Below are 25,155 nucleotides of genomic sequence, written 5' to 3' on the forward strand. Positions count from 1 at the left end.
AAATTTAACAATGGCAATAGCTGATTTAACTAACGAACCAAACCAGGTTGACACAGGCAACGACTCAATCGTTATCGTTCGCAACCTGGATGCAGTTAGAGGCGGCCGTACCTTAGATGTAACGGGATTTACGCCCGAAGTTATCCAGGCCGGGCACCTCATCATCAAGCAAACCTCCAACGGGGAGTACAAGCCTATGCCTATTTCAGGCTCTGCTTACGCATCCCTACCGGCAGGACACACTTACGCAGGTGTGCTAATCAACACTGTCCTGAAGTCTAAGCCTTTCGCGGGTATTATGACCAATGGTACTGTGAATGACGTGGCTGGCCCTTACCCGGTTACTTCAGCTATGAAAACAGCCATAGATGCAACAGAGGGCTTATATATCACTTTTAGAGCAGACTAACAATGACAACATCGGCATACATACAATGGGTTAACAAGTACTTTGCAGCATTAGTACTTGCACAGGTGGCCCGTGTCAATGACACCACCAACCCGCTAACCTATCTACACCGGCAGTTGTTACGGCCTGAGTTCTCTGTTTCCGGCACCTGGAAGTCTCTTTCCATGAACAACAACCTGGTAGCGGCTGACATCGTGGCAATGGATTCACCTTTGCCCCTGAAAAAGCGTGGCTCTTTAGGCTCTGCCACTGGTGAAATCGCTAAGATGGGTATGGAGTTTCAGCTAAACGAAACACAGCTCACGGAGATTGACACCATGATTGCCATGAACACACCGGAAGCGGCGATTGTTCGCTACCTGTTCCAAGACCTGCCAAATGCTATCACTGGTATTTATGAGCGTCTGGAGTTCATGTTCCTGGAAGGTCTTTCAACTGGTGTAACCGTTGCCACTGACGTTAACAACGTAGGCACCGGCATACGCATGGATTACGGCTATCTGGCTGCTAACAAGTTTGAAGCAACGACTTCATTCGATGATCCGGATTCATTACCGATGGACCAGATCAAAGTAATGCTTGATAAGGCTTCTTTGGATGGCAACCGCATCACTACCATTTACACCGATCCTACCACCCTGGCCAACATTGCTAAGAGCAATCAGGTGAAGCAATACTTTGCTTTCCTCTCTGGCTTCACAGGTGGCAATGTCCCGGTTCTGGACAGTGACCAGGTAAACCAGGTAATGCAGCGTCGTTTCGGATTCCAGTTTGTAGCGGTTGACCGTAGCATTAGGCTCCAGAGAAACGGCATTAACACGCCTGTTAAGCCTTGGAAAGCCGGAACAATGGTAGCAGTTACCACAAACCAGTTAGGCGCTTATGTATGGGCTAGACTCGCTGAAATGACCCGCCCGGTAGAAGGTGTTACTTACACTACGGCAGACGGTTTCATCCTGGCAAGCCAATTCCGCGTGAACCGTCCATCACTGGCCGAATTCATCAACGCACAGGCTCGCGTTGTCCCTGTTATCTCAGGCGTAGAGGCAATCTACACATTCGACACTACTACTGACACTCCAGCAGGTTAAGCATCATGGCTAAGTCAAAGAAAGAAGATTCTGAGGCTAAAGTAGCTAACGAATCAACCGAGGTTCAATATGATTACATCGTTTCCGGAAGGTTCAAGGATAAGAGCGACAGCACAAAGGTTTACGAGGTAGGCCAAAGTGTAAACCGCTTCGGAGAAGACAGGCTTAACGACCTGGTGAAGAGAGGCCTTGTAGAACGCAGGATCAAAGAGTAATGACGAATTTAGAAGCAGTACAGAGCGTGGTAGGCGCTAATTATCCTTTACGGGAAACAGCCTACACCAAAGCCTTGATAGATGCGGGTTTGTCTCCTGAAGGAGAATACACCATCGCAAATAGAAAGTCTGTGGACCTTTGCGCTGCTGCCTTGATTCTAACGCTCATTACTTCTGCTGACATACGGGAGGGTGGTTATCAGGTATCCATCAGCGAGAAGAGCGTCCTTCTGAGTATCAGGAGTGCCATTCTTGCCAGTCATGGCGTACCAGACCACACAAAGCCGACGATCAACGCGAACCCTACTTACATGTGGTAATGGTTCTTCAGTATCCGCATAAGCTCCGATTCTACACCCCTGGCACCGACAGTACCAAAAATGCCAACGGGCACCTGATACCGGGCTTACCTGGTAATATGGTAGAGCAGCCCTGCAGGTATGAAGACACGCGCGAGACTAGCGAGTTTGAAGGGGTGGACAATCAGATGCACCAACAACGAGGCACCATTTACATGCCGTTAGGGTCCATCGTTCCGGCACCAGGCACACCGGTAGAGATTACCAACGTGTTCAAGGGCATTGTTCATTCACGGCCGGCAGGACAGCTAAACATAAGCTTAAAAGTATGATAAAAGCAGACTTCAATCTTTCAGCCGTTCGCAAGTACATTGCCGAGCAGGTGCGAGAATACGAACTGCACGTCATACAGGCTTTTACGGACGCTGGCAATGCCTGGCAGGAAAGAGCAAAGCTAAAGACCAAAAGCCAGGGCAGCTTCGGCAACATCACTTTTAACCTACGATCTTCCATCGGCTACATTCTGTTGAAAGACGGGGTAGAGTTAGCCGAATCATTCGAGGTAGTAGGTACAGGTGACGCAGGAGCTGAGAAAGGGCTTGCTTATGCGAGGGAGCTGGCCGGTAATTATCCGGCAGGCATTGTCTTAATCTGTGTGGCAGGCATGGAGTACGCCGCAGCGGTGGAAAGCAAGGGCTACGATGTAATCACGGGTTCTTCCTTGTACATGGAACAGGACCTGGCAGAGCTACTAGCAGCATGAAAAGCGGGTTAGAAATGGTGATCGACGTGGCAAAGCTTCTGGATGTGCCAGAGCTGACCGGAGGCACCATACAGGAGGGCTTCTACTTCTTAGAGGGGTATTCTTCACAGGATTATGCTTTAGGAGCCACTACGTCAGTGACAGAGGGCAAGATCAACGGCCGTATCTGGCAGCACCAACGACCGGCAAACTCCGACACGGTAGATATTGTAGTGAACAGCCTGGCCCTTACGAATCAACAGCTACAGCAGGGAGTTGTTAACGTCAATATACATGTTCCAAACCAGGTGAACGTCATAGGAGGGAAGCAGGATTCGACTATGCCGGACCTGGCTAAGATGCTGGAGATAGGGAAGATCGTAACGGGCATTCTCGAAACGAACTGGCAATACGACTTTCATACAGAAATATACCAACCCGGCCAGCCTTACCAGGACGGTGCAGGGTGGTACTTGAACATCAGAGTAATGTATTATTCATTTCAAAATAATTATCAAAACATCTAAATCATGGCTGCTAACGACATCATATACGGCATCGAGAAACTAGAATTTGCCCCGGCATACGACGACATCGCCAACGCCCCGGCTTCTGGTGACTGGAGATGGGTAGAAAACCTTGCCGAAGGCTCTGTTTCTTACGTGAACAACGAAGATACCAGCACCCCATTTATCCCGGAAGATAAGACCGTTCCGATTTTCACGGCAAAGACACCTGGCGACCCGGACACGTTCAACTTCGCCTTGCTGGAGTTCTCACAGCAGAACTTTGCCGACCTGTTCGACGTGGACTACGACGCGGCCACCTCTACGACTACCGTTATGGCAGACCGTAAGCAGGCCTCACTCGCTATCCGCATCACGACACGCCCGGCCAACGGTGCTAAGAAAGTGATTACTTACCCGAACACCTCTGTAAGCTCTACCTTAGAGAACCCTTTCACAAAGGATGGTCTGGTACAGATCGCAGCGGTTGCCGACATTCTGGCCTTTAAACTGGCTGACGGAAGGGATGCCAAGTTCATCATGCAGAAAGTAACTGCTGAAGGTGCAACGATAGATTCCACACCAGCCGGATAACACCTAATACCCCTGCTTTAATATAGCAGGGGTTTAATGTTCATTTATGGTAGATAAGCAACTATTAAGTCAGGTTGCCGCGACTGTAACAGAGAAGCCTATAGTAGAGGTTACAATTACAGTAAAGAAGCGGAGCTTTTGGGATAAGTTGTTTAGGAGGCCAGATAAGCGGCTGTTTGAGGTAAAGCCCACAACTGTATCAAGCATGTACCTGATGGGGGAGCGTTCCATACTTTGGGATGAGAAACTATTTGCGCTGCTTGGGAGTGACGACCCGGCAAATAACATTGCCAATGCGCTTGCAGTGATTAATGCAAACCTAGAGGATGTCATGTATGCTTGTGCGGTAGTTATTCAGAACGACGGGAAACCTCCTAAAAAGACTCTCCTAAAGTGGTTGGAAGATAACACCGACGCCTTAGACCTGGCCAGTATCATTGTCCCGCTTCTGGGTTCTACACACATGCAGGCTTTTTTGAATTCTATCGTCTTGGTGAAAGGTACAGGCGAAGTTCTAAAACCAAAGACGAGCCTAAAAGAGACAGGGGAGATGATAGCCCCTGGCGTATGATCGGTTCTTACCGGAAATACTTTAAGGAAAGCCGCGAAGCTGTGATGGCTATGAGTTGGGCAAACTTTATTGCCGACCTGGCCGCCATACCGACCTACGACAGCGACGACAAAGAGAAAGATTCTGGTAGCACAGGAGGCAGTATAGACGCTAACGACTTGTGGAAATGATTATGATAGACGACATACAGGTGTTTGAAAGCATTTCACAGGATGAAGATACTAAGGTTGAAAGCATCGTGAAGCTATCCTTTGAGCTATCGCAGATAGAGACTCTTAACGAAGATGCTTGGCCTGATTGGAAGAATAAAGATGCCAAAACAGATGTGTACTTGAAATCAGGTTTATCTATCACACTATTAGCAAATTTTGAGAGCGTTCTGCGCTTGTGGAAAGCCTATAAGCACCAAGAGAAAAAGAACGGCCTACAGTTTTCATTTAACTAGTCTAATGAAAGTACTACCAATAATAAATGATCCGGGCACTTATGTATTTGAGTGTCCAGGCTGCAAGTGTAGCCATAAGATTGATTCGAAGTGGTCATATAATGGCAATCCTGATAAGCCTACTTTAAGTCCTAGCGTGTTGGTGCGAATGGATAGGCCTCCACACCCAGAGGTGAAGATATGCCACTCTTTTGTAAAAGATGGTAACATTCAATTTCTAAGCGACTGCACCCATGAGTTAGCAGGGCAAACAGTAGAACTTCCAGAATTAGAATAATCAAATGGCAGTAAAGGTAAACGGGGACAGAGGACTTAATTTTGTTGGTGGTTTCGACATATCAGAGATCGAGGCCAACAGCAAGAAGGTATTGGACCTGATTACCAATGTACAGAAGCAGGTAAACAGCGTGAGCGGTGTTAGTGCCGGTGCTGATGACAGTTTTCGCAAAGAGCAGCTTGCCATTCAGAAAGCCCTTTCCGAGTCCCGCTTAGCCCTCCAACGGTTAAAAGAGGAACAGCAGCTACAGCGTAACGACCTGGAGAAAAGCCGGGCCTCCTCAGCCGCCGCCAAAGCCTCCATCGACCAGCTTAAACTATCCGAGCAGGAGCTAAACAACCAGTACAAAGCCGGCAAGATAGCCCTGACGGAATACACCTTAGAGCAGCGCAAGATTGCCGACTCCCAACGTGCCGCCGCACAAGCGCAGAAGGAGGCTGAAAAGACCCTCCGAGAGCAGGTAAAACTCCAGAAAGAGCAGGAACGGCAGGCAGAGCGCAACCGAAAGCAGCTTGAAAAAGAATCCTCTGAGTACTACAAGCTCACCACTGCACTAGGCAACGTGCGCAAGGAGGCCAAAGATGTGCAGGCTGAAATGTTTAGGCTGGAACGCGAAGGGAAGAAAGCAAGTGATGCTTACAAGCAGCTAGAGGCTCGATCGAAAACCCTTACAGCTCAAACTGGCATCTTAGACAATGGAGTTAAGCGAATAGATGCTTCATTAGGCCTGCACCAAAGGAACGTAGGTAACTATGGCGAGGCATTAACCAATCTAAGCCCACAATTTGCCCTTATTAACCAAAGTCTATCCGCTTTTGGCACTTCCATATCTGCATTAGCGTCAGCACCTAACCCATTTGCGGCATTAGGAACATCTCTGATGGCGTTTGGCAAGGCCACCATAGCTTTTATGCTCACGCCCGTTGGTGCGATTATAACGGCTCTGGCTGGCATGTACGCGCTTATATCTGCCAACAAGAAAACAGTTATTGAATTCGATGCAGGCTTACGGAATGTTGAGAAAACAGCCGGGGATTCTATCGATAATATGGAAGCCTTCGGGGATGAGGTAATCAGCCTCTCCAACGATCTGAAAACAGTTTCTTCAAAGGAAATACTAGAGATTGCGGCCGCAGCCGGTCAGTTAGGGGTAGAGGGTACGAAGAACTTACTTGGCTTTTCTGGTGCCTTAGCTAAGCTTTCTATTGCCTCAGACATTTCAGGAGAAGAGGGCGCCAAAGAGATTGCACGTTTTCTAACTTTAACTGATGGAGGCGTTGAAAATATTAGCGCATTCGGTGATGAGATTGTAAACCTTGGCAATAGTTTCGCCGCCTCTGAAAAGGAAATATTATCTAATGCCGAACGATTAGCGCAGTCCACAGGCCTTTACAAAATTGGCCGGCAAGATGTACTTGCTTATGCCACCGCAACAAAGGCTGTAGGTATTGAAGCGGAGGTAGTCGGATCTTCTTTTGCCCGTACTTTGGGCCAGATGGAGAAGGCTATCCGCACCGGTAACGGATTAGACTTATTTGCTAAGGTTACTGGTAAGTCAGTAGAGGGTCTAAAAAAAGCATTCAAAGACGATGCGGCAGGTGTATTCAATGACTTTATCTCTGGGCTTAATGGTGTAAACAAAGCCGGTGGTAGCGTTCAGGCGGTACTCGAAAAGTTGGGCATCAATGCTGTTAGAGATCAAGCTGTAATATCAACCCTTGCTGTAAAAGGCTATGGCGAGCTTACCGACGCATTAGAGGCTGTACGGGATTCGGCTGGTTCCCTCGATAAGGAATTTGAAACAGCCAACAAGAAATTAGAGAACGTTGGCAAGCGCATTGGGGTGTCTTGGGATAACTTAGTATTGTCATTCGAGAACGGGCAGGGTATTATAGCCAAAACAGGTGCTTACCTAGGTAATGCTTTCGCTGATTCACTTAACGCTGCCAAAGAGGTCATAGACAATCTAGGGGCCGCATTTGGGGTTATCAAGCAATACTTAGACGACCTATTCCCAAGCATGGAGCAAACAGCAGGTCAGGCGCTGGTATTTGCTGATTCTTTTGCCGGCATCAAAGCACTGTTCGAGAACTTCAGCATCCGTGAGTTTTTGAAGTTCTTTGTGGTGGACATTCCCAACTCTTTCCGGGACTTAGGGGCCGCTATCGATATTCTAACGACTGACTTCAAGCAGTTCTTCAAGTTCCTTTCAGATGCCGGGCCAGAGCTTGGCAAGTACATGAAAGACCTGCTGAACCCGTTTGCCGAGGCAGATTCTTCTGGTATTGACAAACTGTACGCCAACTTCAAGAAGCAAGCAAAATCCAGTAATCAGTTCATCTTAGACGACACAAAAAAGCAGAATGATGCAGCATTACGCCTATTCAACGAACGATACAACAACCAGGATAAACGCATTGCTGAATCTGAAAAGAAGCTACGGGAAACAAAAGGTGTTGATCTATCTGAAGAAGAACTGGCAGCTATTGAAGCTACAAAGAAAGCCGCAAAAGAAAGATTAGCCGCACAACGGGCACTACAGGCCAAGATTGACGCACTTAACGCAGAGGCTAACAGAAAACAGTTAAGCCAGCAGGACCAGGAGCTACAGGCAGTACGAGACAAGTACGCCAAGATGCGGAAAGAGATCGATGCCTTCTACAAAGACCCGCGCAACAAAGGGCTGAAGGTAGATGCTTCCGGATTGGATTCGTCTGAGAAGAAAGAGATCGAGCGGGTAAACGCCAAGTTTGAGGTAGAAGCCATTAAAACTTCTATCGCAGAGCAGAAACAACTCTTCGACCAGTTCGAGCAATACAAAGCGCAGTACGGCCAGACCAAAGCCAAAGAACGCTTCGCCGGGGAGATAGCCGAGTTTGAGAGCTACACCGCTTACCTGGAATCCCTTGTACCGGACGTATCTGATACATCTGTTTTAGCCAATCAATTACGGGACACGCTGAAGCCTATGATTGAAAAATCAAGATTGGAGGATAACAGAAAAGCATTTGATGAGAACGTAAAAAATTTCCAACGGATAATAGAGGCCACGGCTTCAGCCAACACCGAGCGTTTGCGCATCGAGGAACAGTATCAGAAGGATTTAGCCACTTTACGCAAAAATCTAGCAGGCGAGGGCAATGCGGCTGAACTCGCAGAGCGTGAAGAAATGCTAGCGAAGCAGCGCGAAATGGACCTTCAGGAAAACAAACACAGGGCGTTTGAGCAAACGAAGTTCTATCGTGAAATGATGGCCGATGTCACATTTTATTCTAAGAAAGAACTTAAGGAGAGAATCAAAGAGCTTAAAAAAGCACTTGAAAACCCGGATTTATCTCCTTTAGAAAGGAAGATTATTGAAAGTGCCCAAAGTACAGCAGAGCAATATGTCGGACAAATTACAGATCAATTCGGCCAGGCAATAGACGAAACAGGTAAACTTTTCAAGAATGGAAAGTTAATGCAGAACTATGCAAATGCCATTGCCGGTGAATTTAATGTGCTTGCTGATTCCTTGACAGGTGTTAATGATAACATGGCAGAAACCTTGCGAGGTTTAGCTGAGGTGGTAGGTATAAGCGGTGCAGCGGCTGGTTCTATTGCAAGTTTCGCTTCTGGTGATATAGTAGGCGGCATTCAGCAAGGTGTTAATGCCATTGCCGGTATCGTGAAGATATTCAAGCAGACAAAAGAGACTGCCAAAGAAGCACAGCGCCAGGTGAATGAGTTCTACGACGCGATGCTATCCGGTGAGATGGAGTATCAGGCCTTGTTACGTGAGCGTGAGCTAGACAATATCCGGAGGAATAAGACCACCTTAGCCGGTATCGAGGCAGAATCTAACGCGCTGAAGCAACAGGCAAAAGATGTACGCGCACAATACGAGGCGGTATTAGCCGACCTGCAGAAACAAAGCTTTGTAGCTGGCCAGGGCACAGAGAAGTACGGCGGCTCCTTCCTGTTCGGAGCGGTGGGCTATCTCATGGGATTCGGGAAGAAAACCAAGGCAGTTGAACAGAACCAGAGTTTGCAGGGATTCAGCTATGAAGAGTTAGAAAAGCTCTACTCCCAAGGCCAACTAAAGGACAAGGCCAAAGAAGATTTCGAGGCACTGAGGGAGTTAAAGCAGGAGCTGGACGAAATCGGGCTAACTCTGGAAGACCTGGAGAAAGAGTACAAAGCCATCTTCACAGGCGGCGTAACAGCATCGGGCATAGGCAATACCATCATCGACGGGTTCAAGCAAGGGAAACGGGCAGTGGAAGATTTTGCCGGTGATGCAGAAGATATTATCCGGAACGCGCTTCTGTCTGCTATCCAATACAAATACCTGGAAGGCCCACTATCCGAACTGATTGACCAGTTCGGCACCGACGCACTGAGCAACGGGGAGCTATCCAAAGAAGAGATCGACGCTTTCAACAAAGCTTTCAACGACATTGTAGAAGCCGGTTCCGCGATTGTCAAGCAGGTAGAAGAAGCCTCCGGCGTTTCTCTGACTGAGGGAGATAACAAGAGCAGCCAGAACACCTTATCCGGTGCTATCCGTGCCTCCTTAACGGAGGAAACAGGCGGCAAGTTGGCCGGCATCTACCAGGGCATTTTCACCCTGAACAAGCAGATGTTGGTCGTGCAGGAGGGCACTTATATGAGCATGGGGGATTTACTCGACGTAGGACGGCAGAGCCTCTTGTATCACATGCAGATAGCGCAAAATACTCAGCTCACTTACGAGGGCGTGCATAGATCAGAAGCCATTTTAAACACGATTGCAAACAACACCAAGCCAGGACAGTCCGGCCGTGATATGGGTGTAGAGCCAGAATAACATGAAGCTAGAGATATTCAGAGGCGATGTAGTAGTAAGCAGCATTCCGCTTAACGCGAACTGCACTTACAGCCATATACTGATGGGAGAGCATAAGATTACCTGCAACGATGTAGAGGTAACAGATGTGCTCGATATTCAGTTAGGCGACTACATTTCCTATGAAGGGAACAGGTTCTATATAAACACAGTACCGGCCTATACTAAGTACCACGCGCACAAGCACGTTTACAGCATCACGTTTGAATCTCTGGCTTACCGGCTCTATGATAAAAAGCTGATGCAGAACGGGGAGTTTATCACAGACTTCTTCGGGGATGCCCGGCTTTACCTGCAGTTGATCGTCAACAACATCAACGAGATAGACTCAGGCTGGGAGATTGGCGAGGTAGCGGAGACTTCCGAGAAGCATATCGAATTCGGAGACAAGCCAAGCTGCAGAGGTGCTTTAACGCTGGTAGCAGAACAGTTCAAACTGGAGTACTACCTAACTGGCAAAGTAATTCACATGGTGAAGTCAGCCGGGGCGGTTACCTCGCTGGTGTTCTCACAGGGCCGGGGCAAAGGATTGTACACGTTCAACATGACTTCCCGGAATGATGCCAACATTGTTACCCGGGTGTACGGTTTCGGTGGAGATAAGAACATTCCGGCTGATTATCGTTTGAACGCGGCGCAGATACCAGCTTCCCGTATTCGCATCGCTCCGGGCTACCTGGAAATGAACACCGACCTGTACGGAGTGAAGGAAGGGATATATCAGAATGACGAAATATTCCCAAGAAGAACCGGCAAGCTTACCGGGGCCGGGGATGTAGGTAACAACCTGTTCTTTGTGACGGATTCTACCTTAGAGTTCAACATCAACGACCATCTTCTGGAAGGATTGGATGCCACGGTAGAGTTTAAGACGGGAGATTTAGCCGGTTACGGGTTCACCATCAGCAGGTACGACCACAGCACGCGCACCTTTGCGCTGAACGTGGATAAGAACCAGGTAGATTACCCTATTCCGAACACCAGAGGGCGGCAACTGCCTAAAACAGGCGATTCTTATACGCTGGTGAACATCCGCATGCCACAGGAGTACGTGGAGTCGGCAGAAGCGGAGATACTAGCCGAAACACAGCAGTACATCGAAACCAACAGCCGGCCACTGATGGTGTTTACGCTGAACCTGGACGAGAAATACGTCAAGGAGCAAGGCATCAGACTACAGCCAGGCGACCGTGTAACCGTGCAGGAACCCAAGTTAGGCATTGACACGCTGATTCGCACCACGGCTGTTAGCTGGCCTCTGCTGAACCGAAATAAAATACAGGCCACTATTGCCGACTATATCCCTTACACGCGTCAGGAGCGGTTAATAGTGGATACCATCGAGAACAAGCGGGAAACTATCATTGTAGACCGGATCAACGCGGAACGGGCCAGAAGAACAGCCGCAGAGTTACGGCAGCTACGGGGCCTAATAAAGGACCCGGATGATTACTTCGATGTAACCGGAATAAAGCCTGGCACCATTGAAACCTTATACTTAGCAGTTGGGGCCAAGTCGCAGAACTTCGGATTAGACGGGGTTACGATTAATGTCAATGCCAACGCAGACCCAAACAGTATCTATATCAGCTCCGGCCGGTTGATTCACTACGAAATAGAGATTGAGGGCTTAGGCTATATCTGGCAGATAGAAGAAAAGTATGTAACCGGACTCGACCCGGCGAAAGCCTATTATCTGGCAGCAAGAGTGGAGCGCACAGCCTTACGCGGCACCTGGTCCATCACAGAGGATTTCAAAGCCACGGAGTCAGAACCGGGCGTGTGGTACTTCAATTTGGGTATCGTGTACCCTGTAAAGGACGGGTATAGAAACTTCGACCTGACAAAGGGCATGACGACCATAGTTGGCGACACGATCACGACCGGCACTGTTCGCAGTATCGACAAAGTAAACTACTTCAACCTGAACAACGGTACTTTCAATCTGGGTTCAGGTGACACCGGTATAGATTACGGGGTAACGAAAGAAGGGCAGCTTACCATCAAGAAGGCGGTCATGGCTGAAAAGGTGATGGTAGGCTCTGGAGGACAGGTGAACGCCTATATTTCTGGAGTTAGCGATAACGGGCCGCAGAGTGTAAGGATTTCAGCAGGCGCAAACGGAGAGTTTCGGGTATTGGATAACGGGCAGATATTCGCTGTTAACGCAGATATAGCAGGCAAAATAACAGCAAGAACCGGCAGCATTGGGAACTTCGATATAGAGGAAGGTAGCCTGTACAACGACGACGGCGAGGCGAATATCATTCTGAAATCGAATGATGGGGTAGAAGCTCGGATAGGCTCTAACGCTAATTTTGATTTACCGGCAAATGTTCGGGACCAATACCGGCAGGCGGCCCGGTTCACCAACAACCGGGATAACCCTAATCAGGATAATTATTCAGTAGTAGCTTCAGCATCAGGAGGTAGATACAATATAGCTATCGCAGCTTATGGGGCAACATTATACGGAGGGCCTATAGTTTTCAACCATGAGGTTATTAGGAATGATTCGGGCATGGTGTTTCCTACGACTTCTTCTTATACAGCCACTAATCAGGTAGCCTTCATTGTCTATTCTCTGAACAGCAACGGCACGATCAACTTGCCGCCTAACCCTATGCCAGGGCAGCAGATAGAGATAAGGAGAACGACCAATATCAACCTGACTATCAACGGGAACGGGAAGCAGATTTTGAATGACACGAACGCGGTTATTAACTCTATTCCAGGGGCAAACTATTACCACAGATTCGTTTTTTCGGGCACTTATTGGATGAGGAACAGATAATGGGAGCCTACAGCATAAATAACAAGGACCTTCATCTGACTTACGGCATTATCGTGGAGTCAGGGAGCGACACGTTCCTGCAGATCCCGAAGGCCAAGCCTTTCTATCGCTACGATTGGGGGGATGAAAACGGGGTAGAGATCGATCATTCTGAGCCGAACAGGTTTGAGCCGCGCAATGCTACTTTGTATTTGGCTATTCTGGCTAATACGGAAGCGGAGTTCTGGACAAACTACAGGGCCTTCATTGCGGAGATAAGCCAGCCGGGGGTTCAGAAACTCTACATAGGAGAAGCTAGAAGGGAGTTCTACATCAAGTATGAATCGCCGGGCACTTTCAGGAGATATACGCCTCTAAGGGGCGGGTATAAAATAGGGGCCAAGTTCTCTGTTAATTTCCTGGAGCCGAACCCTAGCATGTTAGTGGAGGCTCCGGATAGCGGAGGGAATGAAAGCCTAGGTTATTTCTCCTGGGGGTATAGCCCAAGCGCGGAAGTTTTCGATGTGGACTTCAACAGTCTGAATTTCCAGTTTAGCGGCAACCTGGATCGGCAGCAGCCGACCTTCACTTTTACACAGGCCGCGCATGAGATGTATCTGTACATCAGGACTGAGAAAGGAACAGATATCTATACCAGATGGAAGCATAACGACCAGAACTACGGCCCGATACCGGACCAGGTACTGATGTCTTACTATGAGTTTGGCGACCACCGCTATTACTTCACCAGAAGAAAGTTTTTGTTTGACACGACCCAAAGCAGGATACAACTGACGAAATGACTTACAACGCACAAAGATATATTGTCCACAACAAGAGTCTCGGCATAGTAGGTAAGCCTTTGGATGGCCGTGCGTACTGGAGTGATGGCGTGAATGAACGACCCTTCAATTCATTAGCAGAGGTCCGTACCTATTTCGACACGACAGAGAAACGGGCCGGACACTTTCTGATATTGGTGGGTAATGTTCCGTACTGGTTCCTGCCTCCTTACGGCGATGCTAACTTAGTGCCTTTCCTGACCGGCACAGTTGATAGTACTCCTGTGCAAAACGGCACACGGCCTATCAGTTCAGGATGGGCTTATAACCTGCAGCAGAGTATTTCTAATCTGACGAACGGCGGTATCTCGTACAGTGCCGGCAGTCTCTTCCAGTTAAGCGAAGAGGTTAAGCTCGACCTGAACTACTACATGGGCGTTTGGCAGGCACAACGCTACCAAAAGGGATGGATAACCCTGAGTACGGACAGAAAAGCATTATGGAAGGCCAGACAGACACATAACTCCAGCACGGCGCCACAGGCCGGAGCCAATTGGGAGTTGCTGTTCCAGATACCGACGATTGACCAAACACCCCAGCAGGGCAGTGTAAACGGGATCAGTTCGGGGTACATCCATGAGCAGCAACAGACTTACGCTTACTGGAGGAACAACAGGTTAGAGCGGTTCAACGGCACAGAAATACCAGTTACAGGCGGCGATTATCGTTTCCCGACCGGCACACCGGCCATTCCGGTTACAGCGCCAAATGGCTTAGGGAGGTATACCCCCGGCCAGAGCATCCCGGTTGTAGGCAAGACCATGTACGAGGTACTGCTAGACATAGCAGGTGGCTTTGCTTACGGGGATATAACAATGGTTGTAAGCCCTTCAACCCTGAACTATAACATAGGAGATACACCGACGATTAATATTTCCGGAGAGATCACCCCGAACGGGGAAACGAGCATCACCAACAGGCGATTCTTATACCGTCCGGGCACTAGTGGGACCTTCCTGCCTTACGGCACATTCAACAATTTGGCCTACACTTACAATGTGTCCCCAAGAGAAACGACCACCTACCGCGTAGAGTTCACGAACACAGCAGGACTGGTTATATCGCGGCAGGTGGTGATATCATTTGCCCAGGCACCGACCACGACACCGGCCGCTCCAACTATTAACGCCGACGACAGCGCCAACACGCTACAGGCGACACATTCATTAGGAGCAACTGAAATTCTGGTAAGCGTGAATAACGGGGCTTACGCGCAGTACAACGGGGCAGTTATCAATGTAGGCGATGTGGACCGTCCGTTCGGGTACTGGAAGTTCAAGACCAAAGCCGCGACCGGCAGAAATGAGTCTCCTGTAGCGAATTCTCCGGAGTTCACAGCAATGCCGAGCTATAACACCACCTTGTCCAATGGGCAGAATGTGCAGGCTGTTACGCTTACATCCCTGCCAGGTTTGCTCTTCCATTACAACGAGCCTATGCCTGGAGGCGATCCTTTCCCTGCAAGGATGGAGATTTTCGCAGGAGCCACGCAGATAGGAGCCGTGGATCACGCAGTACCATATATCGGCCAACCTTGTGCCATTACATATAACGGGACCATGTATCACAAGTCATTCATTGACGGAGACTTAAATATTCTAGCATAATGCCAGTAGAGATAACACTTAGAAGCAGCAGGCCACCGGGAGAGGGAAACGGGCTGACGAACGATGAGATAGACGGGAACTTCACCGGACTAAAGACCGCAGTGGACAAACTGGAGTTTTCAGCCACGGCCGGCCAGTACAACCCGAACCACCCAGGATTCAACACGCTTAAAACCGCTGTTATCTGGATACTGCAGAACATGGGAAATGTGATAGAGGAACCGCAGGAGCCGGAAGGCCCGGCTTATGACACGACGCTGGCTAACGGGGAGAATGTAGGGGCCGTAACGCTTACCTCTCTTCCGGATGTGCTGTTCCACTTCAACGGATTGGAGGCGACAGGCGATCCATTCCCGGCCAGGTTAGAACTCTTCGCTGGCGGTGAAGCCATCGGGGCGGTGGATTTCACGCTGCAGTACCTAAGCCAGCCTTGCGGCATTACCTACAATGGCACCATGTACCATAAGACATTCATAGATGGCACTCTTAACATATTAGCATAATGGCGATCATACAACCAGGCATAACCATCTTTCACTATAACGGAACGGCTGTTACCATAGCCAATGCCCCTTGGCGTACCAACGTATCGGCAATCTACAAGACCAGCCAGACCCGTAACGGATGGATAGCCTATAAGCCCTCCTCTCTGTTTCCTGCAGTAACACAGCTTGTAAGCGGAGAACACTATTGGTTAGTAGCTACTGCTCAATTCGATTTGCCAGGTGCAAACCAGGTAGACACAGGAGAGTTCGAGCCTATCTTGTTCGATGCGGTTCCTACAGCAGGAAGCCCTAACGCAGTTACATCCGCTGGTATTAAGGAATATGTAGATGGCAAGGTTACAGACACCCCTGTAGTACCTCCTGCTCCTGTTGGCGTTTCAATCGTGCAGTATGCTATTTTCTACACAGAAGGGCAGACTGTAATAGCCGATGTGCCTGCAGCGGTCATTAATTGGAACGGGAATCACGGTGGCAGTTCGCAGAACATCACCTATCCAACCGGACCAGTATTCCAGAACGTCACGCTGCCAACAGGACAGAACAGGCGCATAGATTATATTATAGCACAACCCAACGGTACCTATGTGCGGATTAACGGCGATCCTTCCCCTAATCCTACAGCACCATCCTTAGCAGAAGGAGAGATGTACGTAGGAGAGGTGCACTGGAATTCGGTAGGAGGCGAGGTAATACAGAACCTTGCGATGCTGGAAGCGAGGGTGGTTAAGTTAGAGCAAGGCGCAACAGCAGAAGCAGCTTCAACCGTTCTTAACTTCTCAAACCCCTTCGGGCATATCAGAAAGGATGCATTGACCGGGGCACAGACTTTCACCAGACAGAATAACACATTAGGAAGTGCCATCGTGCAAGCCTATACCTCAACAGGTTCAGGTGTGCTTACCTTCCCTAATCCGACTTCAGGCGTAGGAGTCGTTGATAATGCCATTACACTGGCAGCAGGGAACTACAACTTATTCTTCTGTAACCTAGGCAACCTTACAACAGTCTCCTTTCAGGGGCCACTAGGAGCAGTAACACCGCCTCCTGTAACGCTTGTTAGCATTAACGCCACTGCCAACCCTACCACTATAAACGAAGGGGAAGAAGGGTCAACGATTACGGTAACAGCCACTTATTCAGATGGCAGCACAGCTAATATAACTAATCAAGCCACCTTAACAAAAGCGAGTGGCCCTGGTACTTTGAGTGGTAATGTCTTATCGGTAGCGGCAAACAGCATCACAGCCAACGCTACTACCCAAGTAGATGTTTCTTACACAGAGGGGGGTGTCACAAGAACTGCATCTGTCAGTGTTAATGTGATCAACAATGACTCCGGTACTTTTGTGCTTAACACGCCTACCAACTTCACGGCCACCACTGTCAGCGATTCGCAAATTAACTTAGCCTGGAATGATGTTGCCAACGAGAGCAGTTATCGCATAGAGGTTAGCACGGATAACAGCACCTGGGGTTTGCTTGCTTCGCCTGCCGCCAACGCCACCACTTACAGCCATACAGGGCTGACAGCAGAAAGCATACGCTACTACCGAATTAAGGCAGTGGGTAACGGCACGACCTATACTGATTCCGGCTGGGCTACGGCACAGGGGGAGACAGACTTTACAGGCGATTGGAGCGTGCAGCAGATCGCCACCATACCGGCGAAAACCTACAATGTAGCAAGGATAGATAAGAGTACTGGTGTGCTATATGCCTTCAATGAAACCGACGACAAAATCGGCAACTTCAATATTGCGACGAACACCTGGGAGGATGGCTTTGCGACCGGCGAGGGAGGCATCTACTCGCTCAACGTGATTGACAACATGCTCTTCACGGGCAGGTCAGGGGCCAACACCAACCCCGTGAAGGTGTACAGCAAAGCCGGGGCCTTGCTGCAAACGATAGGATCGGTCCACACTGGTTGGGCTGAGAAGATCGGCGACAAGTATTACCTGCTCGGCGCAGGGGCAGAGATGGAGGTGTGGAACACGGATTTTACCTTTGTAAAGTCCGTCACCTTGTCGGGCACCAACTACGCCGGGAGCCAGTATGCCGGACGTTTCTACTTCTCGGTTGAGATTTCAGGAGGCACCAATTTTCGGCGATACAACCCAACAGGCGACGTCATTGAGGACACGCCTTACGGATCACTGGGCAGCCCGACAAACGCCAACCTGATGGCGATCTTCACCCCCAACGGGCACCTGCTCGGCACAGCCCGCTGGCTGGGGCCGCTGCGCGTCTATGGTCCAACCGGGGCTTTGCTCAACACCTTCTTCCCTGACACGGCAACAGAGAGCGTGACGGCAGCCGATTACTACCAGGGGGCCATCTACTGTATATCGAACCTGGGCAAAGTGTATAAGATTCGCTCGAAGATAAACCTGGGGATATAGCCATGATTAACCTCTTTATCCATACCCTGGGCGGCTCGGCAGCCGTTGCCGCCCCTGTACAGGAGGATATCACGATGTACTCCGTCCTGCGCGTAAGCGATGTCACCTCACCCTCGCTCTACTGGCTACAGGCGCACAAATCCTACGACTGGCCGGAGATAACCACCACGAAGCCTTATTTCTTCCTGTGGAGTACCGATCACCACACCGGGGTGCCGCGTAACGTGCTGGGGCAGGTGTGGTGGGGGGAGGCCGACGCGCCCGACCTTACGGGGTTCGTGGAGCGGGGCATGCTGTTCATCGGGGAGCAGATCGAAACACCGTGGCTGGCTCGGGGACTAAACGGTCTATTGCATTTGTACACTCATAGGGAAACACCAAGCTTTGGCACCAGCTTTCAGCAGACGAAGCTCTACACCACAACCGGAGGCATATTGCACCAAGCCACCTGGACGGATCGGGGGTACGTGCTGGGGCTGGTAACAGCTAATCAGGACAACCACACCGGCTATTGCAGGGTTTGGGAGAAACACCCCGAAAACCCGGCTTATGCGGGGCCAGATAAGTACATCGCGCACCACCTGACCAAGAGTATTCTCCCAATCGCGCAGTACTATTCTATTTCGCCTGACGGCATTGCATGGGCACGTAGGGAGCAGAGCGATGCGTTGCTGAGCGTGGGGATGCCTTCGGGCTATACTTTCAGCATGGAGCAGTGCGGCATTTTCAGGCGCAGTGGGCAAAACTATGCGGTTGGCATCCGGTCAGGCAGCACCAAGCACATTTGTATCATCAAACTGGATGCGGATTTGCGGCCAATGGAGTTTGTTCGGGACTTGACAGACCATATGTCCTCTGACCTGCTAAGTATTCTCAATGTCTACTTTGAGGGAACGACAGCGCATATCTACTTCAAGGGAACGACGGTGCCTGTTTCAGCAGGCCGGTTTGAGCCATACAATTACAAGAGGGTTAGTTTAACAAATATACAAGGGTCAGCATGAGCGAACTAGCACAAAAAATATCAGCCCATTTTAAGGCGAAGCAGGAGATAGCAGAAATGGTGATAACAATGCTCTCTGAAAACCAGCAGTTGAAGGAAACGCTTGCCCAGCGCGACAAAAGCCTGAAAACAGCCACGGACGCACTTGCAAAGGCCAACAGTACCATAACAGCCCTGCAAGCAGAGATAGCAGAACTGAAGAAGCCTGTTGTTCCTGTAGTACCGCCTGTAGTGCCGAAGCCGCCTATTATCGGCAAAATTAACGTTGGTGCCATTATCGCAGAACGCGGTATGGTTGTTAAGGACTCGATTGTCACTAACCCTTTTGGTTCAGCAGCAGAATTGAGAACTAACGAATTAGTGCGCTTCGAGAATTGCGATCTTGTTTTCACCGAACACGGGCTTAAAAACCACAATGGTAACATCTTTTCGAATTACGAGTTGCATAATTGCAGGGGAATTAGCTTGGGGCCGATGGATGGGAAAAGCTCTAACGGGAGCAACAACACATCTGACCCAAATCGGTTTCTTTCAACAGACAATATCAAGAGGGCTATAATTACCAACTGCGAGACCGAAAGCATGTCTTTCATGAAAACAGCGGGTAATTTCAGGGGCGATGCCAGCAAAGGCGATAAGCTGGTAATTCAGGATTGTTACGCCAAAAACATTCAGGGTAGGAACAAGTGGAGCGGCTTTGTTAAGGCTAATTTTCTGCAAATCGCGGATGTGTACAATGGGTTGCCTACTGATATAGGATTCATCAGGATTGAAAATAAGTATGGCAAAACGCACGTAGAAGATAATATCAACATCTACAACGCGCGCGGCCTGGTTAACATGCCTATCTGGATACATGATGTGCTGGTTGAAGGTGCATTCTACGACATAACCAGGGAGTTCAACAGCAGCAAGGCCAAATTAGACTACACAGGCGGCGGCATTATTACGGATGGTGACGGAGATTATAGCAAGGCACCTGCTTACATTCTGGTAGAAGATGTGCTATTGGTAGGCGTTGGCAACTATGGCTTAGGAATGGCAGCAGGGCACCATATCACAATGCGAAACAGCACGGTGTTAGTGGCAGGGGTAACAGATACAGGCAAGCGATATGAGGAAATAGGAAACAATGTCAGCGGCATTTGGGCTAACCCGCAACGTTCTACACAAGGAGTAATGGATAATAACCTGTTCGATAACATCACTATCGGCACATTATGGCATGGGAAAAACAACCTGAATGTTTCGGTTATGAAAGGGGCGGTTCAGAAGAATATCAAGCACCTTCCTACGGTAACAAAAGCAGACGAGCAAAAGGCTATTCAAGCTTGGGAACAGAGATACAGTAACAGAAAAATCGGAAAACTATGAGCTTCCTAAAATACATCACACAGCCCGCTAACCTGATCGTGCTAGGCGCGATAATAGCAGCGATTATAACAGGCTTCGCAGTGCCGGACGCAGATCCGTTTGCCTATGCTGCATTGGTAGTCCTGGCAATATTCCTTATTGGTAGCTATGTAAGCAGCAGGAACAAATGATATTCCTAATATGCTATACACTACTGCTGGCATTCCTGGAAATACAGCGCGATGGTTACGCTATCCTGAACCATACCTACAGCAGCAGACAGAATCTAACGCACAGGTACGCATGGTGTGCCAGAGCGTTAGCCGTGGTAGTGCCAACGTTCCTGCTGCTTGGGGTATCGCTTAGAGCAGGCATTACAGCGCTTGCATTAGGGGCTTTGTTCTGGGTAGTGTTCGATACAGGGTTGAACCTGAAGCGAAAGAAGCACCCCTTCTATGTGGGTTACAATGCCTCTACAGATAAACAGATACGGGACATAGCACAGATACTGGCAGTCAAACCTGAAACGCTGAACATGTACCTGAAAGCAGGTATTTTAACCATAGCAATAACATGGTTCGCACTATCACTTTTTTAATAATTTATACCTAACTTAACGTTTCAATAATGAGTAAAACAGAGAAGAATCCAAAGAAAGAAAAGCCGGTAAAGGTTAAGAAGCCTACCGACGATAAAGAGCAGCCGGTTACAGTGCAAAGCGACCCGCCAGCAGGGAAGGACAGACCGTCAAAACCATGATTAAAGACCAGCGAAATATTAAGATCAAAGTAGTAAGCTACACGTTATTATTGTTGGTACTGTACTACTTTCACGAGATATTCCGCTATGTCAATTATGATGTGCTGAATATGGATATACACCTATTCAGCACATACTTACATATTACCAGCATATTCCCATTCCACAAGTACCCTGAAGGGGTTAAAATGGATATTCAGTTCTATTGCTGGAAGCTGTGCACTAAGTTGATAGTCTTGTTGTTAGTGCATGTGATACACGAGCTTGTTAAAACCCTGCATGTGCTGGATATTCCGGTCCCAGGCTTCTTTAGAAACCTACTATACTACGTAAAAGGGATACGGTATTTCGCACTATACCAAATAGCCATTTTCTTTTTGTTCGATGGACAGATAGGGCATTTGTACAACTTGCTTTGGATTTCGGTTTGTTTTCTCTCTCCGATTTCTCGCTTATATACTTGGCAATATGAATATTTTGGAGACAATAAGGGAAAGCACGGGCAAGAGCGTTAATCTGCCACTGACTGTAGTTAATGTAATTGCCATACTGGTTCAGATAGTTGCCGTGTCCTATATCGGAGGGATTAAGAATGAATCACAATCACCAACGCCCGACCAAATTAAGGAGAAGCAGGAACTTAAAAACCAGCAGTCCAAGATATTCGACCTGCTACAAGACATCAAGACAGCACAGCAAACACAGGTAGAACGCAATCAGAATACAGACCGACGCTTACTGAATATTGAAGAAGAGTTGAAATATATCAGATACAACTATCAGCCTAAACCAGGTAAATAAGACAATGGCAAGAGCCGTACTATACATCGTAATCCACACAACTGCCACAGTTCAGAACGCAAAGGTGGAAAGCATTCAAAGCTACTGGAGAAATACCCTTAAATGGAAGTCTCCAGGGTATGCGAAGATTATTGAGGCTAACGGAAACGTAGTTACCCTTGCCTCTGACGATCAGGTTACAAATGGCGTTGCAGGCTATAATAACAACTCACTGCATGTTTCTTACATAGGCGGCATAGATGCAAAAGGGAACGCATTAGATAATCGGACAGAGGCCCAAAAGTACGCGCTCGCTGCTGTTGTGGCTGAATGGAAAAAGAAGTACCCTAATGCTATTGTCCAAGGGCACCGGGACTTCCCCGGAGTTGCAAAAGCGTGCCCATGTTTTAACGCCAAACCTTGGTGGAAAGCAATTGAGAACGCAATCAAAGCAAATCAGATATGAACAAGTTTTTCACAGAATTATGGCTTCGATGGAAGGAGCCGCTTAATACCTGGTGGCGTAACGCAGCCGTAATCTTTGTTTCCATAGGTGGTATTTGCGCTATGATAACCGACTTCTTACCTACTATCCTGCATGATGAGTTTGTGCCGGAAAGTTACAAGACCGCTCTACGTATGGTGTACTCAGCAGCCTTATTCGGGGCTACACTGGCAAAGCTCACCACTAGTAACTACCCTGCACTAAAGAGAAAGAAAAACGATGCACTAGAAGAAGAAGACCATGAAATTTAGAAAGAAACCAGTAATTATCGAGGCCATCCAATATACAGGAGAATTGGCACCAGCTAAAAAGTTCATGGGTATACGTGATGCAGATTACGACACCCAAACCAGAGAACTCATTATTCCGACATTGGAAGACGGGAGCAAGAACCAAGTTAAGCATGTTGCCTCTGTTGGTGATTGGATAGTGAAAGGAACAACAGGCGAATTTTACCCTGTTAAGCCGGAGATCTTTGCAGAAATTTACGAGCCTGTAGAATGAAGCATAGGTACATCATATTATGTATATGGGCACTAACCTTTCTGGTATCACTAGCAGGGTGTGTGAGCGGCAAGAGGGCAGTAGAGGAACTTCGAAAGCCAAAGCACAAACTGCTAGCCCTGGAACTTTGTGCCGACCTGGGAGAGATCAAGGAAAGCATCGTAACCGAAACCGACACAGTAGTTAAGGTGGTAAGTATTCCAGGTGCCGTGCTGGATTGTCCCGAAACCGTTAACCCGACAACTGGCATACGATACACGCCACAAGTCAAGTGCCCCGATGTGGAAACCGAGATACGCTATATCAACACTACAAAGACCGTAACACAGGAGAATACCTATAGAGTTGACCTGCTGCAAGGTCAGTACCGGATACTGGAAACAGAGCGTGACCAGGAACGCAGCGGAAAACGGAAGTGGAGAACTGCATTTTTTGGGTTAGCCAGTCTTGTGATAGGGGTTATTCTGCTGTTGAGGTTCAAGCCATTTTAGTTTTTATTTCCTTGGATTCATAGCTTGAAAAGCCTGCTCCTTATAGGGGTGGGCTTTTTTATAGCTCTATTGTCTTAATTTCAAGGAAGTGACAGAAAAGGAATAACTTATCCAAGCTTGCCGCCCATTCCCCATTCTCAATACTTGTTACTGTTGGCTGCCTGATTCCTAACATATCTGCAAGCTCCCTTTGGCTTAGACCTTTTTTTTCTCTTGCTTGTTTAAGCTGCTGGCCTACCTTGTAACGGTTAGCCAGCAGGATAGCATTATCTATGTTGCCTTTCATCTTTTCTTTTCTATATTTGCTTTATCAGGGGAGGTTCCACTATAACAAGGATTGAAACATCTACTACTTCGTTTGTAGAGATTCTTTCTCCCCTGATTTTTTATTGTAGATGTTTTTTTAGTTTTTGAAAGGCATTTTCACCAAACGGTTCGTTTTCAATAAGATATTGCAATTCGTTGATCGCGTCTTTTTCAGTGCTTGAGTACCCCCCGAAATCAGCCGCTGAATTTTGCCCAAACTGTTCCTTGTTACCCTCCAATAACCGGCCATCTTCATGAACATATACATATCCCTTTTGGGGGTTATCCATATTTATTTTCATGTCTACAATTTTCTCCAAATTTTGCTTGATGAATTTAGCGTAGGTTGAATCGCCTTTAATTTCTTCTGTTTTAGGGTATAGTTTCATAACGATATAAGTTTTGATTGTTAAATAGCTGTTGCAATATTATTAAGAAGTGAAGCATACTCTCTGCCTCTGGAAGTTCTGGTTTCGTGAACCTCGCAGAAAGTTCTGCCTGTGTTCAGATCAATATAACCAACTTTTGCGTAAGCTCTTGATTCGTAAGGAGCGTTGATGTATAATCTTTTTTTGTCGCCTTTCTCCCAAAGAGATACTGTGTAAGAATCAGAGTTTATGATTTCTTTTGCAATGTCCACAATTGATTTTGGTTGCTTTGCCATAGCCCAAGCTGCTCTAAGAGCTTCAGAAAGAGATTTGCCAGCAGTCTTAACAAGTGACCAGGCTGCTTTGAAGATTTGTGATTTGTTGAATGGAGCTTTCATGTTTTTTCTGCGGAGTTTATCGAGCTGCACCGCTCTGTTTTGCTGTTCTGATGTTATAAAGATACGGATAATTATTTAAGATACAATATAATGTATCAAAATAATTAAGATAAATTGATAATTCAGTATTTGCCGCAGAACTAACACATGGTCTCCTTCTGTTTCCCACCCATGAGAAACTACTACAACCAGGAGCCTAACATCTTCTACAGGATACTTGCATGGGGTATGGTGAGCAGCCTTGTCTTTCATGGGGGTAAGTATCTGATAAGTGTTATATTTGGGGTAGAGTGGGGAGAATGATACAGGGAATCAGCTATTATTTTCCTAATGTTTACCTGAAAAGAAATTCAAAAAGGCTAAAACACGAATCAATACACTGAAAATCAACTACTTATGCAATGGAAGGCTATAAAATGCAACTCTTTTCATAACAAGCCACAAAGGTACGAAAATTAATTTTGAATGAGTGGAGGAGTTCTCAGCTGATTTTCGGAACTGAAAAATATCTGGAGGAACTGAACTACACAGTTTAAGCTTCG

At 47.9% G+C, this 25,155-nt stretch carries 31 protein-coding genes; 28 read left to right on the forward strand and 3 right to left on the reverse strand.

Annotated features, from left to right (window positions below; translation table 11 throughout):
• The first annotated feature begins 10 nt into the window (after positions 1-10).
• The 28 genes from FVR03_RS01315 (at position 11) to FVR03_RS01435 (ending at position 23,541) form a co-directional block, all read left to right on the forward strand.
• A complete protein-coding gene (locus tag FVR03_RS01315) occupies positions 11-409 on the forward strand; it encodes a hypothetical protein (protein WP_147919955.1) in 399 nt (132 codons plus the stop codon).
• Between the two features lie 2 nt (positions 410-411).
• Positions 412-1,500, forward strand: a complete 1,089-nt coding sequence (locus FVR03_RS01320) for a major capsid protein (RefSeq protein ID WP_147919956.1) — start codon at positions 412-414, stop codon at positions 1,498-1,500.
• 5 nt (positions 1,501-1,505) lie between these two features.
• Entirely contained in the window at positions 1,506-1,715 is a 210-nt protein-coding gene (locus FVR03_RS01325; RefSeq protein ID WP_147919957.1) for a hypothetical protein, read from the forward strand.
• The gene (locus tag FVR03_RS01330; protein ID WP_147919958.1) at positions 1,715-2,035 is read left to right on the forward strand and encodes a DUF6706 family protein; all 321 of its coding nucleotides are present in this window, start codon (positions 1,715-1,717) and stop codon (positions 2,033-2,035) included. Before FVR03_RS01325 ends, FVR03_RS01330 begins: the two co-directional genes overlap by 1 nt.
• Positions 2,035-2,346, forward strand: a complete 312-nt coding sequence (locus FVR03_RS01335) for a hypothetical protein (protein ID WP_147919959.1) — start codon at positions 2,035-2,037, stop codon at positions 2,344-2,346. Before FVR03_RS01330 ends, FVR03_RS01335 begins: the two co-directional genes overlap by 1 nt.
• Positions 2,343-2,777 (forward strand): hypothetical protein, encoded by a 435-nt coding sequence (locus FVR03_RS01340; RefSeq protein WP_147919960.1) that lies wholly within the window; start codon positions 2,343-2,345, stop codon positions 2,775-2,777. The genes FVR03_RS01335 and FVR03_RS01340 overlap by 4 nt, the downstream gene beginning before the upstream one ends.
• Positions 2,774-3,283: a hypothetical protein gene (locus FVR03_RS01345; RefSeq protein WP_147919961.1), complete on the forward strand. Its 510-nt coding sequence runs from the start codon at positions 2,774-2,776 to the stop codon at positions 3,281-3,283. Before FVR03_RS01340 ends, FVR03_RS01345 begins: the two co-directional genes overlap by 4 nt.
• Before the next feature lie 3 nt (positions 3,284-3,286).
• Positions 3,287-3,856 (forward strand): hypothetical protein, encoded by a 570-nt coding sequence (locus tag FVR03_RS01350; RefSeq protein ID WP_147919962.1) that lies wholly within the window; start codon positions 3,287-3,289, stop codon positions 3,854-3,856.
• A gap of 46 nt (positions 3,857-3,902) precedes the next feature.
• Positions 3,903-4,427, forward strand: a complete 525-nt coding sequence (locus tag FVR03_RS01355; RefSeq protein WP_147919963.1) for a hypothetical protein — start codon at positions 3,903-3,905, stop codon at positions 4,425-4,427.
• Positions 4,424-4,597 carry a hypothetical protein gene (locus tag FVR03_RS24205; RefSeq protein WP_187269999.1) on the forward strand — a complete coding sequence of 58 codons (174 nt, stop codon included), beginning with the start codon at positions 4,424-4,426 and terminating at the stop codon, positions 4,595-4,597. Before FVR03_RS01355 ends, FVR03_RS24205 begins: the two co-directional genes overlap by 4 nt.
• 2 nt (positions 4,598-4,599) lie before the next feature.
• Positions 4,600-4,872, forward strand: a complete 273-nt coding sequence (locus FVR03_RS01360; RefSeq protein WP_147919964.1) for a hypothetical protein — start codon at positions 4,600-4,602, stop codon at positions 4,870-4,872.
• 4 nt (positions 4,873-4,876) lie between these two features.
• Positions 4,877-5,149 (forward strand): ubiquitination-like system serine protease family protein, encoded by a 273-nt coding sequence (locus tag FVR03_RS24700; protein ID WP_147919965.1) that lies wholly within the window; start codon positions 4,877-4,879, stop codon positions 5,147-5,149.
• Between the two features lie 4 nt (positions 5,150-5,153).
• On the forward strand, positions 5,154-9,977 hold the full coding sequence (locus tag FVR03_RS01370) for a phage tail tape measure protein (RefSeq protein WP_147919966.1): 4,824 nt from the start codon (positions 5,154-5,156) through the stop codon (positions 9,975-9,977).
• Position 9,978: 1 nt separating this feature from the next.
• A complete protein-coding gene (locus FVR03_RS01375; protein ID WP_147919967.1) occupies positions 9,979-12,810 on the forward strand; it encodes a phage tail protein in 2,832 nt (943 codons plus the stop codon).
• Positions 12,810-13,592, forward strand: a complete 783-nt coding sequence (locus FVR03_RS01380) for a hypothetical protein (RefSeq protein ID WP_147919968.1) — start codon at positions 12,810-12,812, stop codon at positions 13,590-13,592. Before FVR03_RS01375 ends, FVR03_RS01380 begins: the two co-directional genes overlap by 1 nt.
• Complete coding sequence (locus FVR03_RS01385; protein WP_147919969.1) at positions 13,589-15,238, forward strand: hypothetical protein; 1,650 nt, start codon at positions 13,589-13,591, stop codon at positions 15,236-15,238. Before FVR03_RS01380 ends, FVR03_RS01385 begins: the two co-directional genes overlap by 4 nt.
• On the forward strand, positions 15,238-15,741 hold the full coding sequence (locus FVR03_RS01390) for a hypothetical protein (RefSeq protein WP_147919970.1): 504 nt from the start codon (positions 15,238-15,240) through the stop codon (positions 15,739-15,741). The genes FVR03_RS01385 and FVR03_RS01390 overlap by 1 nt, the downstream gene beginning before the upstream one ends.
• Positions 15,741-18,146, forward strand: a complete 2,406-nt coding sequence (locus FVR03_RS01395) for a hypothetical protein (protein WP_147919971.1) — start codon at positions 15,741-15,743, stop codon at positions 18,144-18,146. Before FVR03_RS01390 ends, FVR03_RS01395 begins: the two co-directional genes overlap by 1 nt.
• 2 nt (positions 18,147-18,148) lie before the next feature.
• Positions 18,149-19,150, forward strand: coding sequence for a hypothetical protein (locus FVR03_RS01400; RefSeq protein ID WP_147919972.1), 1,002 nt, complete (start codon positions 18,149-18,151; stop codon positions 19,148-19,150).
• Positions 19,147-20,523 (forward strand): hypothetical protein, encoded by a 1,377-nt coding sequence (locus FVR03_RS01405; protein ID WP_147919973.1) that lies wholly within the window; start codon positions 19,147-19,149, stop codon positions 20,521-20,523. The genes FVR03_RS01400 and FVR03_RS01405 overlap by 4 nt, the downstream gene beginning before the upstream one ends.
• The gene (locus FVR03_RS24210) at positions 20,520-20,693 is read left to right on the forward strand and encodes a hypothetical protein (protein ID WP_187270000.1); all 174 of its coding nucleotides are present in this window, start codon (positions 20,520-20,522) and stop codon (positions 20,691-20,693) included. Before FVR03_RS01405 ends, FVR03_RS24210 begins: the two co-directional genes overlap by 4 nt.
• A complete protein-coding gene (locus tag FVR03_RS01410; protein ID WP_147919974.1) occupies positions 20,690-21,100 on the forward strand; it encodes a hypothetical protein in 411 nt (136 codons plus the stop codon). Before FVR03_RS24210 ends, FVR03_RS01410 begins: the two co-directional genes overlap by 4 nt.
• Before the next feature lie 29 nt (positions 21,101-21,129).
• Positions 21,130-21,261 carry a hypothetical protein gene (locus FVR03_RS24870; RefSeq protein ID WP_255474000.1) on the forward strand — a complete coding sequence of 44 codons (132 nt, stop codon included), beginning with the start codon at positions 21,130-21,132 and terminating at the stop codon, positions 21,259-21,261.
• 468 nt (positions 21,262-21,729) lie between these two features.
• Positions 21,730-22,062 carry a hypothetical protein gene (locus FVR03_RS01415; RefSeq protein ID WP_147919975.1) on the forward strand — a complete coding sequence of 111 codons (333 nt, stop codon included), beginning with the start codon at positions 21,730-21,732 and terminating at the stop codon, positions 22,060-22,062.
• Between the two features lie 4 nt (positions 22,063-22,066).
• Entirely contained in the window at positions 22,067-22,507 is a 441-nt protein-coding gene (locus FVR03_RS01420) for an N-acetylmuramoyl-L-alanine amidase (protein ID WP_147919976.1), read from the forward strand.
• Positions 22,504-22,797, forward strand: a complete 294-nt coding sequence (locus FVR03_RS01425; RefSeq protein WP_147919977.1) for a hypothetical protein — start codon at positions 22,504-22,506, stop codon at positions 22,795-22,797. Before FVR03_RS01420 ends, FVR03_RS01425 begins: the two co-directional genes overlap by 4 nt.
• Complete coding sequence (locus FVR03_RS01430) at positions 22,787-23,050, forward strand: hypothetical protein (RefSeq protein ID WP_147919978.1); 264 nt, start codon at positions 22,787-22,789, stop codon at positions 23,048-23,050. Before FVR03_RS01425 ends, FVR03_RS01430 begins: the two co-directional genes overlap by 11 nt.
• A 62-nt stretch (positions 23,051-23,112) precedes the next feature.
• On the forward strand, positions 23,113-23,541 hold the full coding sequence (locus FVR03_RS01435; RefSeq protein ID WP_147919979.1) for a hypothetical protein: 429 nt from the start codon (positions 23,113-23,115) through the stop codon (positions 23,539-23,541).
• Between the two features lie 58 nt (positions 23,542-23,599).
• On the opposite strand, the gene FVR03_RS01440 is transcribed toward FVR03_RS01435, so the two are convergent.
• The 3 genes from FVR03_RS01440 to FVR03_RS01450 form a co-directional block, all read right to left on the reverse strand.
• A complete protein-coding gene (locus tag FVR03_RS01440; RefSeq protein ID WP_147919980.1) occupies positions 23,600-23,827 on the reverse strand; it encodes a helix-turn-helix domain-containing protein in 228 nt (75 codons plus the stop codon).
• A gap of 100 nt (positions 23,828-23,927) precedes the next feature.
• Positions 23,928-24,236, reverse strand: a complete 309-nt coding sequence (locus tag FVR03_RS01445; RefSeq protein ID WP_147919981.1) for a hypothetical protein — start codon at positions 24,234-24,236, stop codon at positions 23,928-23,930.
• A 20-nt stretch (positions 24,237-24,256) separates the two neighbouring features.
• Entirely contained in the window at positions 24,257-24,613 is a 357-nt protein-coding gene (locus tag FVR03_RS01450) for a hypothetical protein (protein WP_147919982.1), read from the reverse strand.
• Positions 24,614-25,155: the final 542 nt, after the last annotated feature.

The organism is Pontibacter qinzhouensis (assembly GCF_008017455.1).
Classification (GTDB): domain Bacteria; phylum Bacteroidota; class Bacteroidia; order Cytophagales; family Hymenobacteraceae; genus Pontibacter; species Pontibacter qinzhouensis.

Coding starts and splice junctions, on each gene's coding strand:
- FVR03_RS01315 (WP_147919955.1), top strand. CDS start 11: ATGGCAATAGCTGATTTAACTAACGAACCAAACCAGGTTGACACAGGC.
- FVR03_RS01320 (WP_147919956.1), top strand. CDS start 412: ATGACAACATCGGCATACATACAATGGGTTAACAAGTACTTTGCAGCA.
- FVR03_RS01325 (WP_147919957.1), top strand. CDS start 1,506: ATGGCTAAGTCAAAGAAAGAAGATTCTGAGGCTAAAGTAGCTAACGAA.
- FVR03_RS01330 (WP_147919958.1), top strand. CDS start 1,715: ATGACGAATTTAGAAGCAGTACAGAGCGTGGTAGGCGCTAATTATCCT.
- FVR03_RS01335 (WP_147919959.1), top strand. CDS start 2,035: ATGGTTCTTCAGTATCCGCATAAGCTCCGATTCTACACCCCTGGCACC.
- FVR03_RS01340 (WP_147919960.1), top strand. CDS start 2,343: ATGATAAAAGCAGACTTCAATCTTTCAGCCGTTCGCAAGTACATTGCC.
- FVR03_RS01345 (WP_147919961.1), top strand. CDS start 2,774: ATGAAAAGCGGGTTAGAAATGGTGATCGACGTGGCAAAGCTTCTGGAT.
- FVR03_RS01350 (WP_147919962.1), top strand. CDS start 3,287: ATGGCTGCTAACGACATCATATACGGCATCGAGAAACTAGAATTTGCC.
- FVR03_RS01355 (WP_147919963.1), top strand. CDS start 3,903: ATGGTAGATAAGCAACTATTAAGTCAGGTTGCCGCGACTGTAACAGAG.
- FVR03_RS24205 (WP_187269999.1), top strand. CDS start 4,424: ATGATCGGTTCTTACCGGAAATACTTTAAGGAAAGCCGCGAAGCTGTG.
- FVR03_RS01360 (WP_147919964.1), top strand. CDS start 4,600: ATGATAGACGACATACAGGTGTTTGAAAGCATTTCACAGGATGAAGAT.
- FVR03_RS24700 (WP_147919965.1), top strand. CDS start 4,877: ATGAAAGTACTACCAATAATAAATGATCCGGGCACTTATGTATTTGAG.
- FVR03_RS01370 (WP_147919966.1), top strand. CDS start 5,154: ATGGCAGTAAAGGTAAACGGGGACAGAGGACTTAATTTTGTTGGTGGT.
- FVR03_RS01375 (WP_147919967.1), top strand. CDS start 9,979: ATGAAGCTAGAGATATTCAGAGGCGATGTAGTAGTAAGCAGCATTCCG.
- FVR03_RS01380 (WP_147919968.1), top strand. CDS start 12,810: ATGGGAGCCTACAGCATAAATAACAAGGACCTTCATCTGACTTACGGC.
- FVR03_RS01385 (WP_147919969.1), top strand. CDS start 13,589: ATGACTTACAACGCACAAAGATATATTGTCCACAACAAGAGTCTCGGC.
- FVR03_RS01390 (WP_147919970.1), top strand. CDS start 15,238: ATGCCAGTAGAGATAACACTTAGAAGCAGCAGGCCACCGGGAGAGGGA.
- FVR03_RS01395 (WP_147919971.1), top strand. CDS start 15,741: ATGGCGATCATACAACCAGGCATAACCATCTTTCACTATAACGGAACG.
- FVR03_RS01400 (WP_147919972.1), top strand. CDS start 18,149: ATGATTAACCTCTTTATCCATACCCTGGGCGGCTCGGCAGCCGTTGCC.
- FVR03_RS01405 (WP_147919973.1), top strand. CDS start 19,147: ATGAGCGAACTAGCACAAAAAATATCAGCCCATTTTAAGGCGAAGCAG.
- FVR03_RS24210 (WP_187270000.1), top strand. CDS start 20,520: ATGAGCTTCCTAAAATACATCACACAGCCCGCTAACCTGATCGTGCTA.
- FVR03_RS01410 (WP_147919974.1), top strand. CDS start 20,690: ATGATATTCCTAATATGCTATACACTACTGCTGGCATTCCTGGAAATA.
- FVR03_RS24870 (WP_255474000.1), top strand. CDS start 21,130: ATGAGTAAAACAGAGAAGAATCCAAAGAAAGAAAAGCCGGTAAAGGTT.
- FVR03_RS01415 (WP_147919975.1), top strand. CDS start 21,730: ATGAATATTTTGGAGACAATAAGGGAAAGCACGGGCAAGAGCGTTAAT.
- FVR03_RS01420 (WP_147919976.1), top strand. CDS start 22,067: ATGGCAAGAGCCGTACTATACATCGTAATCCACACAACTGCCACAGTT.
- FVR03_RS01425 (WP_147919977.1), top strand. CDS start 22,504: ATGAACAAGTTTTTCACAGAATTATGGCTTCGATGGAAGGAGCCGCTT.
- FVR03_RS01430 (WP_147919978.1), top strand. CDS start 22,787: ATGAAATTTAGAAAGAAACCAGTAATTATCGAGGCCATCCAATATACA.
- FVR03_RS01440 (WP_147919980.1), bottom strand. CDS start 23,827: ATGAAAGGCAACATAGATAATGCTATCCTGCTGGCTAACCGTTACAAG.
- FVR03_RS01445 (WP_147919981.1), bottom strand. CDS start 24,236: ATGAAACTATACCCTAAAACAGAAGAAATTAAAGGCGATTCAACCTAC.
- FVR03_RS01450 (WP_147919982.1), bottom strand. CDS start 24,613: ATGAAAGCTCCATTCAACAAATCACAAATCTTCAAAGCAGCCTGGTCA.